Genomic DNA, 13,910 nt, shown 5'->3' with positions numbered 1-13,910 from the left:
CCGGCTACGGCCGGCCATCCCCGCAGGAGAACTCGATGCCGCGCTCTCTCGCCTTCGCGGCCGCCGTCTCGACCGCGGCCGCCTTCTTCCTCGCCGCGTGCGGCGGCTCGCCGACCGCCGGCCCGGCGGACGGCGCCCCCGAGGACACAGCTGCCACCCACACATACCAACGCATCAACGGCCTGTCGGGCCAGCAGCGCACCGACGAGCTCGTCAAGTGCGCGGAGGAGGAAGGCAAGCTCTCGGCCTACACGTCGAACACCGACATGGACGCCATGATCGAGGGATTCACCGACACCTACGACATCGAGGTCAGCGTCTACCGCGGCAACTCGGAGTCGGTCCTGCAGCGCGTGCTCCAGGAGCAGACGGCCCGCTACTACGGTACCGACGTCGTCGACACGAATGCGATCGAGCTGAACGTGATGCAGCAGGAGGGTCTGCTGTCGCCGTACGAAGGCGAGTTGCGCGACGCCGTGCGCGAGGAGGGCAAAGCCGACGGGTGGACCGCCACCCGGTTCAACGCATTCGTGATCGGCTGGAACACCGACCTGGTCAAGCCGGGGGAGGAGCCGACTAGCTTCGAGGATCTCGCCGATCCGAAGTGGAAGGGCCGGGTGTCGATGGAGATCGGCGACGTCGACTGGTTCACCGCCCTCTACCAGCACCTCGTCCGGCAAGGCCGCAGTGAGCAGGAGGCCCTCGACCTGTTCAAGGCCGTTGCCGCGAACGCCCAGATCGCCAAGGGCCACACCGTGCAGGGGGAGTTGCTGTCGGCGGGCCAGTTCGCCGTGTCGGTCTCGGCGTACAGCCACACCATCGACAACGCCGCGGACAAGGGCGCGCACGTCGCCTGGAAGACGGCGCAGGGTGCGGCCGCCCAGCCCGTCGTCGTCCGGCCCAACGGGATCGGGCTGATGAAGAACGCCGTCAACCCGTGCGCGGCGATGCTGTTCGTGGACTACGAGCTCAGCGCAGGCCAGGAGAAGATCGCCGGGGCGAACCGGATCGGCGCCACCGCGGAGGCAGCGAAGGCCCTCGACGGGCTCGAGATCGTGACCGTGCCGGAGCCCGAGCTGCTCAACAACGCCAAGAAGTGGGACGACCTCTACGCCGAGGTCACCCGGAGCGGCTCGGCGTGACAGCGTTCCCTGCTCCCCGACCCCGACCGGAGGTGATGACATGGCCACAGTGACCCCGGCGCCGCCGTCGACGGTGCCGCGATCGCAGCCGCCCGGGCCCGCTTCGAGCCGGCTGGCCCGGGTCCGCCGTTCGCTGCTCAGGCCCAAGACGCTGATCGTCGCCGGCGTGGCGGCCGTCATCGGCTACCTCGCGCTCGTCCCGCTCTACTACCTGCTCTACGGGACCTTCTTCGACGCGGACGGCTTCACGCTCGGCGCCTTCGGGCGGGTCTACTCCGCGGACGGGATCGGCACGCTCATCGGGAACTCGCTGTGGTTCGCCTTCGGGTCGGCGCTCCTCAGTCTGGTCGTCGGCACCACGCTGGCCTACCTCAACGTGCGGACCGACGTGCCGTTCAAGCCGTTGTTCTTCGCGGCGTCGATGATCCCGCTGATCATCCCGGGGATCCTCTACACCATCGCGTGGATCTTCCTGGCCAGTCCCGACATCGGCCTGCTGAATGCGTTCCTCGAGCCGCTCGTCGGCCCCGCCTTCTTCGACATCTTCACCATCTGGGGGATGATCTGGGTCGAGGGCCTGCATCTCTCGCCGATCGTCTTCCTCCTGATGGTCGCGGCGTTCCGCTCCATGGACCCGTCGCTGGAGGAGTCGGCGCTCATGAGCGGTGCGAGCCGCTGGACGACGTTCCGGAAGATCACCGCTCCACTCGTCCGCCCGGCGATCGTCGCGAGCATCCTGGTTATGACAGTGCGGAGCCTCGAAAGCTTCGAGGTGCCTGCCCTGCTCGGCCTGCAGAACGGGATCTACGTCTTCACCAGTCAAATCTATTTCACGCTCCGCAGCTACCCGCCGGACCTCGCCGGGGCGGGCGCGCTGGCGCTCGGGCTGCTCGCGATAGCGGTCGTCGGCGTCATCCTGAGCAACCGGGTCGGCAAGGACAGCAAGAACTTCCAGACCGTGACCGGCAAGGGGTTCCGACCGCGCCCGATCGATCTCGGCCGGTTCCGGCCGGTGGCGGGGGTGCTCATCATCCTGTACTTCGTGGCGACCGTGGTGGCGCCGCTCGCCGTGCTGATCTACACGTCCCTGCTGAGGTTCTACGTCGCGCCTTCGGCCGAGGCATTCCGCACGATGACGCTCGACAACTACCGAGCGCTCGCCGAGCTGTCGCAGGCCGGGACCGCGCTCAAGAACAGCCTGATCCTGGGCATCGGGTCGGCCACGCTCGTCATGCTGTTCATGTCTGTCGCGGCGTGGATCGTCGTGCGCTCGAAGATCCCCGGCCGGGGCCTGGTGGACCATGCGGCGTTCGTCCCGCTCGTGATCCCCGGGCTCGTCCTCGGCCTCGGGATCTCGTTCGTGTATCTGCGCAGCCCGATCCCGATCTACGGGACGCTGTTCATCCTGCTGATCGCCTACTGCACCCGGTACATGCCTTACGGGATGCGCTACGCGATCACGTCGATGCACCAGATCTCGGCCGAGCTCGAGGAGTCGGCACACGTCAGTGGTGCGAGCTGGTGGCAGACGTTCCGGCGGGTGCTGCTGCCGCTGCTGAGCCCCGGGCTGATCGCCGGTTTCATCTACATCCTGACGGTGTCGTTCCGCGAGCTGAGCAGCTCCATCCTGCTGTACAGCCCGGGCAACGAGGTGCTGTCGATCCTGATCTTCGAGCAGTTCGAGAACGGCTCGTTCACGGTCCTCGCTGCCCTCGGTGTCGTCATGGTGCTCACTCTCGTGGTGCTCGTGACCGTCGCCTACAAGGTCGGGGCGAAGGTCGGCCTCCGGCAAGACTGACTCCACCAACTGCGCCCGAAGGAGGGCAACGTGCTGACCATCGACAACCTCGTCAAGACGTTCGAGGCCGACAAGAAGACCCGTAGCCAGGCCAAGTCGGCGAAGGCGAACGGTGAGGCCCTGGAGCAGACGCGCGTCTTCGCCGTCGACGACGTGAGCTTCGAGGTCCAGCAGGGCGAGATGTTCACCCTGCTCGGCCCGTCGGGCTGCGGGAAGACCACGACTCTGCGTTCGATCGCCGGGTTGGAGAAGCCCGACTCGGGGCGGATCTCGGTCGGCGACCGGGTGATGTTCCACGCCGGCGACGGCACGTCGACCGTGAACATGCCCGCGAACGAGCGCGGCCTCGGGATGGTGTTCCAGTCCTACGCCATCTGGCCGCACATGTCGGTCTTCGACAACGTGGGCTTTCCGCTGCAGGTGCGCAAGCGCTCCCAGCGGCCGGGCAAGGCCGAGATCGCCGAGCGCGTCAACCGGGTGCTCGAGGTGATGGAGCTCGGCCACCTGGCCACCCGGCAGGCCACCAAGCTGTCCGGCGGACAGCAGCAGCGGCTCGCCCTCGCCCGCGCCATCGTCACGCAGCCGCCCCTGCTGCTGCTCGACGAGCCGCTGTCGAACCTCGACGCGAAGCTGCGGGAGTCGCTGCGCTTCGAGCTCAAGCGGTTGCAGCGCGAGCTGGGCATCACCTCGATCTACGTCACGCACGACCAGGTCGAGGCGCTGGCGCTGTCCTCGCACATCGCAGTCATGCGCCAGGGCAAGGTCGTTCAGCTCGGGAAGCCCCGCGAGATCTACACCAACCCGAGGTCGCGGTTCGTCGCGGAGTTCATCGGCACGTCCAACTTCATCAACGGGCGGGTCGCCGGGCACGACGGGGACTGCGTCACGGTCGACACGACGGAGGGCAGGCTGCGCGTCCGCTCGGCGGTCGCCCTGCCCGTGGGCAGCGAGGCGATCGTCTCGATCCGTCCGGAGGCCGTCGAGATCAGCCTCACCGGCTCGGGTGGCACCGAGCCGAACGAATGGACCGGCGAGGTCGTCAACCGAGCCTTCCTCGGCGATTCCGTCGACCACGTCGTAAAGGTCGGCAAGGCGGAGGTCCGCAACCGCTCCAACCCGAACGTCTCCATCGAGCCGGGGACGACGGTCTACCTGCGCATGAACCCCGACCAGCTGTCCCTGGTCCCGGTCGACTAGCAGGGCATTCCCCGATCCCAGCACCGCCCCCTCGTCGATGGAGGTCCCTGCACGTGGTTGTGCCGGACGTGCTCCGCAACCGCGACTTCAACCTCTACTGGGCCGGCGTGGTCCTGTCCCAGATCGGGACGAGGGGCACGGTCGCGGCGAACCTATTCCAGGTCTACGCGCTGACGGGCTCGGTCCTGCAGACCGGGCTGGTCGGCGCGGGCCAGGCGGTCGCGCTGCTGGTGCTGAGCCCCATCGGGGGCGCCTACGCCGACCGGCTCGACCGGCGCAAGCTGCTGATGTGGGCGCAGGTCGTCAGCCTCGTGGTGGCGGTGGTGCTGGCGGTCCTGACGTTCAGCGGTCAGGCGCAGGCCTGGCACGTGATCGTCAGCGTCCTGCTCACGACGGCCGCGGCGACCTTCGACCAGCCTGCCCGCCAGGCGCTCATCCCCGCGATGGTGCCCAAGCACCAGCTCGCCCAGGCGATCGCACTGCTCAACCCGTCCCGTGAGGTCGCGGTCCTCGTCGGTCCGGCGCTTGCCGGCATCCTCATCGCGGTGGCCGGGCCGGGCCTGATGTACGCGGTGGACGGGGTGACCTACGCCGTGCTCGTCGGTGTGCTCGCCGTGCTGCGGGTAGCGCCGCTCACGCAGGACGGACCGCCGCGGTCGGTCTTCGGGTCGATCGCCGAGGGCGCCCGTTATGTGCTGCACCGCCCGCTCGTCACCCGGCTGATGGCCCTGGACCTGTCCGCGACCGTCTTCGGCGCCTACCGGGTGCTCCTGCCCGCGCTGGCGCTCGACATCCTCCATGTCGGCCCCACCGGATACGGCCTGCTGTCGTCGGCCCCATCGGCCGGAGCGCTGCTCGCCACGTACCTGGTCTTCCGCGTCGTGGCGAGGAGCAACCGGCTGGGGCGGGTGGTCCTGGGCGCCACGGCGCTCTACGGGCTCGCCGCGATCCTGCTCGCGCAGTCGCGCTGGTTCGCGCTCGCGCTGGTCGCCGCGCTGCTGCTCGGTGCTCTCGACGCGATGGCGACCACGATCCGGCACGCCGCGGTGCAGGTCGACACCCCGGACGAGATCCGCGGCCGCGTCACCGCCTTCTACCAGATGTCCTCCCGCGGCGGGCCGGCGCTCGGGGACCTGGTCATCGGGGCCTTCGCCGGACTGGTGGGACCGGTCGCGGCCCTGACCATCGGCGGTCTCGGACCGGTGCTCGTCGCGACTGCGCTCCGGCTGCGCCCCAACGTCGTCCGCGACTACACGTCGGCATCCGTGCCTGATGCCGTGCCCGAGCCCGACCCTGAGCCGCCTGCGGCGCAGCGACCAGCCGCAGCCGATGGCGTCACGGGCCGTCCCTCGGGCACGTCCCATACCGAAGGAGCGAACTGATGGACCTTTCCGTTGCGGTGGTCGGCCTCGGTGCGATGGGGCGGCCGATCGCCGAGCACCTCGTCGGGAGCGGCACACCGACCACGGTGTTCGATCTCGACCGCGGGCTCGTCGAGGAGTTGGCGGCCGGTGGCGCCCGGCCCGCCCTGACGCTGGGGGACGCCGCCGCGGCAGCCGACGTCGTGGTCGTGATCGTGCCGTCGGACGAGGACGTCCGCCGGGTGTGCCTCGGTGACGACGGCCTGCTCGCCGGCGCCCGGCCCGGCTCCGCCCTCCTCATCAGCGCGTCGGTGCGTCCCGACACCTGTGCGGAGGTGGCTGCGGCGGCAGGCGACCGGGGCGTCGAGGTCCTCGACGCGGCGCTCACGGGTGGCGTACGAGGCGCGGAGGCAGGTCGGATCAACCTCCTCGTGGGCGGCGACGCCGAGGTGCTCGAGCGCATCCGCCCAGTCCTGAAGCCGTGGACGGTCGGGGTGCACCACCTCGGTCCGCTCGGGGCCGGCCAGGTCGGGAAGACCGTCAACAATCTCTGCCACTGGGCGCAGGTCGCGATCATCCACGAGGCGCTGCTCCTGGGCCAGCGGCTCGGCGTGCCCGCGTCCAAGGTGCGCGCCGCAGTGCTGGACGGGCCGGCGGCCAGCCGCACCCTCGCCGAGGTCGAGCAGATGCGCCTGACCTGGTGGCGCAAGGACATCGAGAACGCCCGGCAGGTGGCCGCGACCATCGGCTACGACCTGCCGCTCACCGACCGGGTCCACGAGCTGATGGCGGGCATCACCGTCGAGCGCATCGCGGCCATCGTCGACGACCGCGACCCCGACGCCTGATCTCTGGCCCGGGATCTCGCCCGGAGGAGCTCGCCGATGGGCGCTCACGCTCGACGCGCGGTTCGTGAGTTCGGGACGGCCCGCTCCGGGCCTCGCCTCCTACGTGAAGGCCAACGGCAGGCCAGCAGCGCGCGCCTCAACCTGACCACGGTGCCGGCCGGGCAGGCAGAGATGTTCGCCGTCTACCGCGACCACGCGATCTTCACCGACAGCCCCGAGCCGATGCTGGCTGCCGAGGCCACCCACCGCGACGACGCCATCATCGAGCAGGTCATCGCCGACCTGAAGAACTCCGCGCTGGCACACCTGCGCGCGGACAACCGGCGGCGATCAACCGGGACTGTCAACTGAACTGTGTAACTACAGGTGACAGGGTTACTTGCGTCCCGCCGCGAGGCGGCCCTCGAAGGCGATCTCGAAGGCGTTGAGGGCCGGTTTCCAGCGCATCATCCACCGGCGCCGGCCGGTGCCGGTGGGGTCCAGGCTCATGATCGCCATGTAGACACACTTGAGCGCGGCCTGTTCGTTGGGGAAGTGTCCGCGGGCCTTCACCGCCCGGCGGATCCGGGCGTTGATCGACTCGATCGCGTTGGTCGAGCAGACCACCCCGCGGGATCTCGGCGTCGAACGCCAGGAATGGCACGAACTCGGCCCAGGCGTTCTCCCACAACCTGAAGATCACCGGATAGACCTCGCGTCGAGGGGCCGGTTCTGCCACTCGGCCATCCCGTCGAGGACCTTGTCGGTGATGGTGGAGATGGTCTGGCGGGATACCTCGGCGCCGTAGACCTCGGCCAGGTGGGCCTGGACCTCGCCGGTAGTCAGGCCCTTCGCCGACAGCGAGATGACCAGCTCATCCACTCCGGACAGCCGCTTCTGACGTTTGGCGACGATCTTCGGTTCGAAGCTGCCGTCCCGGTCCCGGGGGATATCGATCTCGACCGGCCCGACGTCGGTGCGCACCGTCTTCGAGCGGTGCCCGTTGCGGGAGTTCCCGCCGTCGCGCCCGGCCGGGTCGTGCCGGTCGTAGCCGAGGTGATCGGTGATCTCACCCTCGAGCGCGGACTCCATCAGCCGCTTGGTCAGCGCCTGCAGCAGCCCGCCCTCGCCGGCCGGCTGCAGCCCACCCGCTCGGGCGCGGCTGGCCAGCCGGTCGATCAGCTGCTCGTCGACCGCGTCCAATCCGGTCTCGGCCCGGTTTCCCGCCGCAGTCGCAGGGGCGTCCACAGTGGCCGACTCCTCGGCCGTCACGTCAGTCATCGGCGCTACTTCCATGATCAGGAGTTACACCGATCTTCTTATCGACGTTCTGGGATTGACCGCCGCTGCGACCGAGCAGCGCACCGGGGTTGGTGTCCGCCGCGGGCAGTGATCATCGAACGCCTTTGCTCAGCCCTCGGCTGTGACTGTTGTCAGCGGCTCGATGACCACTGTCATGGTGCGTTGCAGCACGGGGCCGGGCTCGGGCCGGGGCTCCATGGTCATCCAGGCCTCCAGTCCGACCCAGTAGCCGGTGACCGCGGCGGCGGCGAGGATCCGGGCTCGTTCGCCCTGGCGTGAGATCCGGAGCCGGCGGGCGATCAGGTCACGCAGCGCGTCCTCGAAGTCGGCGAGCATGCCCAGGTAGAGCGCACGCAGTGCGGGGATGGCGAGCACGACGTCGGCGAACCGGGCGAAGGCCTGGGGGTCGGTCACCACGGCGTCGACGGCCCGCGTCAGCAGCGCGGCGAGGGATTCAGCGGCGGGCGCCTGCCGGAAGGTCACTTCAACGGTCTCGATGTCGATTGCGCAGCCCGGCCGGAGCGCGGGTCCCCGACATCCCGCTCATGACCCCGGACGGCCACCCGACATCCCTGCACCCGAACCTGCCCGCCTGCGGGGACACGGAGCTCCGGATCGCCGGCACCGAGCTGACCCTCCGCTGCGGCGACCGCACGAGCACGTTCCTCGACCACCGCCGGGCCGCCCGGCAACGGCTCGGCCTGACCGACGGGATGCCGCTACGGATCCGGCCCGACGGGCACGTCCACGGGCCGACTCAGCCGACCGTCGCTGGCTGAACCGCGTCAGCCTCGCCTGCTGCTGCGAGACGCGTTCCGCGGAACGTGCTGGTTCAGGCTGCTGTGGCGGCGGGGACGTGGCGGGGGAGGAGGGTGTCGAGGATGGGTGCGGGGTCGAGGGTTTCGCCGTACCAGGTGGGGGTGAGCGAGCGGTCGGTGATGAGTTGGCCGCTGCGGGTGGCGTGCTCGACGAGGCCGTCGAGGTTGCCGGCGAGCGGGCGGCCGGCCTCGGGGACGTCGGTGCCGTCGGGGCGCAGCGCTTGCCAGCGGTGGCCGGTCCAGCGGATCTGATAGCCGCGGTCGTGGATGAGCTGGTGGTGGAACGGACACACGAGAACGAGGTTGTCGAGGTCGGTGGGGCCGCCGGCCCACCAGGGGCGGGCGTGGTGGGCGTGGAGGTGGCGGGTGTGGGTGCAGCCGGGGAATCGGCAGCGGCCGTGGTCGCGGATGGTGAGTGCGGCGATCTGGGCGGGGGAGGCGAGGCGGCGGGTGCGGCCGAGGTAGAGCCGGTTGGATCGGGGCTCTGGCAGCAGCAGCTGGACCTGGGCGTCGCAGCCGAGCCGCTCGGCGGCGGCGGGAGGTAGTTCGGGGCCACCGGGGATGCGAGCGGTGCCGGTCGCGGCGTCGATGTGCACGATGACCTTGGCTTGGCCGCGGCGGACGACCGGACGCCGCGGGGTGTGGCGCCGGCGTCGGTTATGGCGGGTTGTGGGCTGGGCGCCGCGGCGGCCCCGGCCGGGCCGGGCACGCTGGCCGCACCCGCCGGCCTTGCCGGCGCTGGCCTCGTCGTCGACGGACGCACCGGTGTCGGCGTCGATCACCCCGGCGGCTGCGTCGGCCTCGCTGCCGATATCTCTGCCGTCGCCGTGGTCGGGGTCGTCCGGGTGCAGGTCGTCAAGATCGGCGTCGCTATCGAGGTCGGTGGCGGTGTCGATCAAGGTGAGCAGGGCGTCGGCGCGGCGGGCGGCCACCCGGTCGGCGGCGGCGCCGGGTGCGTGTTCGACCGCCCGGTGCTGCCAGTCCGGGGGGCGTTCGCGCGGCTCGGGTCGGGTCGCGGTGGCGGTGGCGGTGGCGGTGGCGGGGACGAGCGTTTCGATGGCGGCGACCAAGGTGGCGCCCTCGGCCGGTGCGAGCCGGCCGCGCAGCACCAGCGAGCCGTCGTCGGCCCAGGCCCAGGACAGCGACCGGGCGGCCTGGGCCTTCGCCGGGTCGGCGGGGCGGCGCCGCACCGCACGCACCACCGTCTCCAGGTGGCTGGCGGTGCCGCCCAACGCCACCTGCAGCAGCGTCTGCTCCACCTCCTGCGCCGGCGCCCACCGCGGACCCGGCTGATCGGGCATCTTCGGATCGTCGTCGACCTGCTCGGGTTGTGGCTGGTCGACGGGGTGGTCGGCGACCCGGGTGATCGCGCGGACCTTGGAGTAGGAGATCCGTCCGGCAGCGAAGGCCTCGGTGACCCGCGGCAGCTTCGCCAGGGCGTGCGCGACCCGGACCTGTTCGATGGCGGTGCGCAGGCTCATCCCGGCCTTCCAGGACAGCCAGTGCGCGCACGACCGCAAGCCCGGGCCGGCCCACCCGTCGCGGCGGTCGAACTCGGCCAGCAGCTGCAGGAACCGGCACTGCGCCGCGGCGATGTGCCCGGCCAGGCCCAACAACTCGGACTCCAATTCCCCGAGGCTCAGCCGCGACGGAACCATCGTCTGACGCACTAGATACCCCCAAAGCCGAGCGCATGTTCGACTCTGACGATGTCATGACGCACCGACATTTCCCGGCTGACCAGCCCCGGCTGTCCCGGCCGACCCTGCCGACCTGAACGCGTTCCGCAGAACGCAGCCTATGGGGAAGTGCTGTCCTGAACCCCGGCTCAGGCCGCCTCGGACAGCGCCGGGCCGGCCCCGGCGACGTCGGCCGCGGCGAGCAGGTCTGTCGCGGTAAGCAGCGCGGGATCGAGAGCGACGTCGAGGCGCTGGGCGAGCGCGGCGAGCACGAGCTTGCGCACCCGTCGGCCGTTCCACCCGGTGCACCGCGACGCGAGCTCGCCCAGCAGCGCCGCGTCCTCAGCGAGCGGCCGGACCTCCGGCCAGAGCCCGGCCAGCTCACGGAGCGAGGCACGCAGGATCGCGGCGATGGTCACCTCGTCCGGCAGCGGGACGTGCAGCACCAGATCCGCCCGGGACAGGAACGCCTCGTCGATCGCCGCCGGGAAGTTCGTCGTCGTGACGAACAGGACCCCGGGATGGTGCTCGGCGACGCTGTCGATGCCCGCCAGCAGGGCGTCCGTCGCGCGGTGCACGTCGACCGGGTTGGTTTCGAACGACGCGGCCGACCGTCGTACGGCCAGGCTTTCGACCTCGTCGACCAGCACCACGGTGTGGGGGCGCCGCGCGGCGAGCTCGGGGATCGTGTCGGTCATGAGGCGGGTGATCGCGCGCTGGCTCTCCCCGAGCATCTCGCTGGGGAAGGCGTGTGGGTCGATCTCGATGTAGGTGGTGGCGCCCTGCGGGGCGAGTGCCCTGGCCGCGGCCTGGGCGACGCCGCGGCCGAGGGTGGTCTTGCCGGTTCCGGGCGGCCCGGCCATGACGACGAGACCGTGGGGGAGGCCCGGGAGTGCGGCCAGCCGCCTGCCGTGCCGCATCGTCAGCAGCGCGGTGGCGAGCAACCGCTCCTTCGTCCCGGACGGGACGATGATGTGGTCCCAGGGGCCGTCGTGGTGGTCCGACGGCAGGGCGTGCACCGACAGCACACCCTGCGGCAGCGCGTTCGCCGGCATGTCAGGGCCACGTGGGCCGCTGCAACGGCGGCCACTCGATCGTCGAGTAGTCGCCGGCCTGGGCGTCCCGGATCGCGTCCGGCGGCTCCTCGAAGAGCACCAGCGGGTCGGTCAGAATGCGCATTGTCTCCAGCAGGCTGTCGAACATGTGGATACGCACGACCTTCGCGGTCTTCTCCGGGTCGTCGTTGAAGTGCTGGTGCCACAGAAAATGGTCGACGACGATGATGTCGCCCTTCTCCCACGGGTGCACCTCGCCCTTGTCGGGCTCCGTGCCGAGGAACGTGTGGCCGCTGCCCTCGAGCACGTAGAGCCAGGCCTCGCCGGGGTGGCGGTGCATGGACTGCCCGCGCCCGGGCCCGATCTCGAACATCGCCATCGTGATGCCGGAGGCCTGGTAGCCGATGGCCCGGTCGAGCAGGAAGGTCGTGCGGGTGCCGCGCGGGGTCTGCAGCAGCTCCAGGTCGTCCCAGCTGGTGTGCAGCCGGCCCGACCGGCGGGCGTCCTGGTCCTTGGCGAGCCTGCGGATGCGCCGGGCGTAGGGGTCGTCGCCGTCGATCGAGGCGGCGTAGGGCGGGCGCGGCGGGAGCTGCTCGACCGGCGTGTGCCCGCCGTCCTCCTGGAAGGCCATGCCCATCGTCTCGAGCATCGGCTCGCTGGAGAAGCTCAGGAAGCGTGCGGTCTCCGTGCCTTCGTTGCCGTGCCGATGCCAGGCCCACGCGGGCAGGTGCAGCGAGTCGCCCGGGCCCCAGTCGATGCGCCGGCCGTCGATCTCCGTCCAGCCCCACCCGGCCACGACGAGCAGCATCGCGTCCCACGAGTGGCGGTGGACCGTCGAGACGGCCCCCGGGTCGACCTCGTGGGCGAGCGCGTCCATCGTCCGCGTGGGGCGGTCGCCGTCGGCGCTCACGTACACGCCGCGGCGCATCCCGCGGGCCGTGTCGTGCATCGTCACGTCGCCGAGCCGGACCACGGTGTTGCGGTACTGCCGCCACTCCTCCAGGAGCGCCGCCCGCCGCTTCTTCTGCACGTGGTAGTGGGTGACACCGGTCGTCGTCCTCGTCGCCATGCGCACTCCTCACCGACTTTTGGTATACGTCAGCCCTGCATCGCCGACAGGTCGTCGTCGATCATTTCGTCGGGCATGTCGCCGAACACCAGCGACTTGATCGTCACCGGCACCGTGTGGGACGGGTACCGGACGCGGCCGATGTCGATGTAGTCGAAGTCGCGCAGGGCGAGCCCGTCCACGACGAGCAGCTCGGCGGTGACCCCCAGCTCTGCACGCAGCAGCCGGCCCAGTGTCATCGCGACGTCACCGTCCAGCACCACGTAGAGTGGCCTGCCGCGCGCGAGCCGGTCTGCGAGCGCGTCCCGGATACCCGTCGCGAACGGCAGGAGCCGGTCGTAGCTGGGGAGCCCGCTCCAGGTCAGGGCGATCGCGACGTCGGCGTCGGTGCCCGCGGCGTCGAGCGCGACGAGGTGGCGGCGGATCGCGCCGGCCAAGGCGGACGCGTCGACCTCCGGGCCTAGCTGGTACACCGGCCGCACGACCTGCAGGTTGCGCTGGGGGAGGAGGGTGTCCGGGTCGGAGATGTAGCCGGTGTTGCCGCTCAGCTGGACGCTGTACTCCGAGGCGCCGAGCGCGGTGGCGCGGATGCACTCGCCCGCAGGCAGGAGCGGCAACGGCAGGACGCCGGAGTCGAGCCTGCGGCGCATCGCCTGCCCGAGCGGCTGGCCGAGGTCTCCGAACCGGCGGGTCTCGCGGCCGTAGAGGTACTCGGCGACCCCGCCGGAGAACATGATCCCGTCGACCTCTCCGAGGTCGCCGAGGGGCTCGGTGAGCAGCAGACTTGCGACGTCCGCGGGGACCGGGTCGTGGGTGAGGACTGCGACGAGCGCGTCCGCCATCGTCCCCGCGACCTGCTCGATCTCGGCCGCGGTGACGTGGTCGCCGAGCTGCCACGCGTGGCCCGCACGTGCGGCGTGCTCCCGGCCCGCCGGGTCGAGCCGGACGATCCGCCCCGCGTCGTCGACCACCTGCAGCCTGCCCCCGACGTGCACCGCCGCCGTCGCGACGACCCGCCCGCGGTCCAGCAGTGAGAGCTTGGTCGTCCCGCCGCCGATGTCGACGTTGAGGATGCGCATTGCGCCGTCGTAGGAGGCTTTCGCCGCCCCCGAGCCGTATGCGGCGAGCATGGCCTCCATGTGATGGCCTGCGGTGGCGGTCACCAGTTCGCCGCCCCGCTCGGCGAGGACGCCGGCGATCGCCTCGGCGTTGCGCCGCCGCAGGGCCTCGCCGGTGAGGATCACCACGCCGGTGTCGACCACCGCCGGGTCGACTTGCGCGGCGCCGTATGCCTCGTCGATGAGCCCGCCCAGCGCCTCGGCGTCAATGTGCTCCGCGCTCGCGTAGGGCGTCAGAGTGACGGGGGAGCGGTAGGTCGTCTCGCGACGGATCACGACGTAGCGGCTGGTCAGCTCCTCACCGATGCGGCGCAGGTGCAGCCTGGAGAACACGACCTGGGTGCCGGACGACCCGATGTCCATGCCGACGCTGTGCAGGGTCACGTTGTCCTGCTGCCAGATCGGGTTGTCCTCGAGCGGGCTCAAGGCCTCGTCGTCGTGCACGTGGTCGTGATCCGGCTCGTAGGCCGAGTAGACCAGCGACGGGGCGGGTTCGTGCCCGTGCTCGGTCATCGTGCTCCCTTGCTCCGTACCGGGGCATGCA

12 protein-coding genes and 1 pseudogene are annotated in these 13,910 nt (G+C 70.8%); 7 read left to right on the top strand and 6 right to left on the bottom strand.

Going from position 1 to position 13,910, the window contains the following annotated elements:
- The first annotated feature begins 35 nt into the window (after nucleotides 1-35).
- From ABD143_RS16920 to ABD143_RS16895, 6 genes are all read left to right on the top strand, one after another.
- Nucleotides 36-1,142: an ABC transporter substrate-binding protein gene (locus tag ABD143_RS16920; protein WP_343978658.1), complete on the top strand. Its 1,107-nt coding sequence runs from the start codon at nucleotides 36-38 to the stop codon at nucleotides 1,140-1,142.
- A gap of 40 nt (nucleotides 1,143-1,182) precedes the next feature.
- Nucleotides 1,183-2,940, top strand: coding sequence for an ABC transporter permease (locus ABD143_RS16915; RefSeq protein WP_343978655.1), 1,758 nt, complete (start codon nucleotides 1,183-1,185; stop codon nucleotides 2,938-2,940).
- A gap of 30 nt (nucleotides 2,941-2,970) precedes the next feature.
- Nucleotides 2,971-4,137, top strand: coding sequence for an ABC transporter ATP-binding protein (locus ABD143_RS16910; RefSeq protein ID WP_343978652.1), 1,167 nt, complete (start codon nucleotides 2,971-2,973; stop codon nucleotides 4,135-4,137).
- 53 nt (nucleotides 4,138-4,190) lie between these two features.
- Entirely contained in the window at nucleotides 4,191-5,519 is a 1,329-nt protein-coding gene (locus ABD143_RS16905) for an MFS transporter (RefSeq protein ID WP_343978649.1), read from the top strand.
- Nucleotides 5,519-6,346, top strand: coding sequence for an NAD(P)-dependent oxidoreductase (locus ABD143_RS16900; RefSeq protein WP_343978647.1), 828 nt, complete (start codon nucleotides 5,519-5,521; stop codon nucleotides 6,344-6,346). The genes ABD143_RS16905 and ABD143_RS16900 overlap by 1 nt, the downstream gene beginning before the upstream one ends.
- 150 nt (nucleotides 6,347-6,496) lie before the next feature.
- Nucleotides 6,497-6,697, top strand: coding sequence for a hypothetical protein (locus ABD143_RS16895; protein ID WP_343979122.1), 201 nt, complete (start codon nucleotides 6,497-6,499; stop codon nucleotides 6,695-6,697).
- A gap of 24 nt (nucleotides 6,698-6,721) precedes the next feature.
- On the opposite strand, the pseudogene ABD143_RS16890 reads toward ABD143_RS16895, so the two are convergent.
- Together ABD143_RS16890 and ABD143_RS16885 are read right to left on the bottom strand one after the other, a co-directional pair.
- Nucleotides 6,722-7,606: pseudogene (locus ABD143_RS16890) on the bottom strand (transposase).
- Between the two features lie 129 nt (nucleotides 7,607-7,735).
- Entirely contained in the window at nucleotides 7,736-8,110 is a 375-nt protein-coding gene (locus ABD143_RS16885) for an acyl-CoA-like ligand-binding transcription factor (protein WP_343978644.1), read from the bottom strand.
- Between the two features lie 62 nt (nucleotides 8,111-8,172).
- Between ABD143_RS16885 and ABD143_RS16880 the strand changes: the two genes are divergently transcribed.
- Entirely contained in the window at nucleotides 8,173-8,406 is a 234-nt protein-coding gene (locus ABD143_RS16880) for a hypothetical protein (RefSeq protein WP_343978641.1), read from the top strand.
- 53 nt (nucleotides 8,407-8,459) lie between these two features.
- Here ABD143_RS16880 and ABD143_RS16875 read toward each other — a convergent pair whose 3' ends face one another.
- The 4 genes from ABD143_RS16875 to ABD143_RS16860 all read right to left on the bottom strand — a co-directional run bounded on the left by ABD143_RS16875 (nucleotide 8,460) and on the right by ABD143_RS16860 (nucleotide 13,879).
- Nucleotides 8,460-10,073, bottom strand: coding sequence for an HNH endonuclease signature motif containing protein (locus ABD143_RS16875; protein WP_343978638.1), 1,614 nt, complete (start codon nucleotides 10,071-10,073; stop codon nucleotides 8,460-8,462).
- A 200-nt stretch (nucleotides 10,074-10,273) separates the two neighbouring features.
- Entirely contained in the window at nucleotides 10,274-11,179 is a 906-nt protein-coding gene (locus ABD143_RS16870; RefSeq protein ID WP_343978635.1) for an ATP-binding protein, read from the bottom strand.
- Nucleotide 11,180: 1 nt separating this feature from the next.
- Nucleotides 11,181-12,248: a cupin domain-containing protein gene (locus tag ABD143_RS16865; RefSeq protein WP_343978632.1), complete on the bottom strand. Its 1,068-nt coding sequence runs from the start codon at nucleotides 12,246-12,248 to the stop codon at nucleotides 11,181-11,183.
- Nucleotides 12,249-12,277: 29 nt separating this feature from the next.
- Entirely contained in the window at nucleotides 12,278-13,879 is a 1,602-nt protein-coding gene (locus ABD143_RS16860) for an ethanolamine ammonia-lyase reactivating factor EutA (RefSeq protein WP_343978629.1), read from the bottom strand.
- Between the last annotated feature and the right edge of the window lie 31 nt (nucleotides 13,880-13,910).

The organism is Pseudonocardia aurantiaca, from assembly GCF_039526725.1.
Classification (GTDB): Bacteria; Actinomycetota; Actinomycetes; order Mycobacteriales; family Pseudonocardiaceae; genus Pseudonocardia; species Pseudonocardia aurantiaca.
Note: the sequence above shows the minus strand (reverse complement) of the source record. Positions and strands in the feature narration are given on the sequence as shown.

Excerpts from the sequence above, each read along its gene's own strand:
- ABD143_RS16920 (WP_343978658.1), top strand. The coding sequence starts at position 36 with ATGCCGCGCTCTCTCGCCTTCGCGGCCGCCGTCTCGACCGCGGCCGCC.
- ABD143_RS16915 (WP_343978655.1), top strand. The coding sequence starts at position 1,183 with ATGGCCACAGTGACCCCGGCGCCGCCGTCGACGGTGCCGCGATCGCAG.
- ABD143_RS16900 (WP_343978647.1), top strand. The coding sequence starts at position 5,519 with ATGGACCTTTCCGTTGCGGTGGTCGGCCTCGGTGCGATGGGGCGGCCG.
- ABD143_RS16880 (WP_343978641.1), top strand. The coding sequence starts at position 8,173 with ATGACCCCGGACGGCCACCCGACATCCCTGCACCCGAACCTGCCCGCC.
- ABD143_RS16870 (WP_343978635.1), bottom strand. The coding sequence starts at position 11,179 with ATGCCGGCGAACGCGCTGCCGCAGGGTGTGCTGTCGGTGCACGCCCTG.
- ABD143_RS16865 (WP_343978632.1), bottom strand. The coding sequence starts at position 12,248 with ATGGCGACGAGGACGACGACCGGTGTCACCCACTACCACGTGCAGAAG.
- ABD143_RS16860 (WP_343978629.1), bottom strand. The coding sequence starts at position 13,879 with ATGACCGAGCACGGGCACGAACCCGCCCCGTCGCTGGTCTACTCGGCC.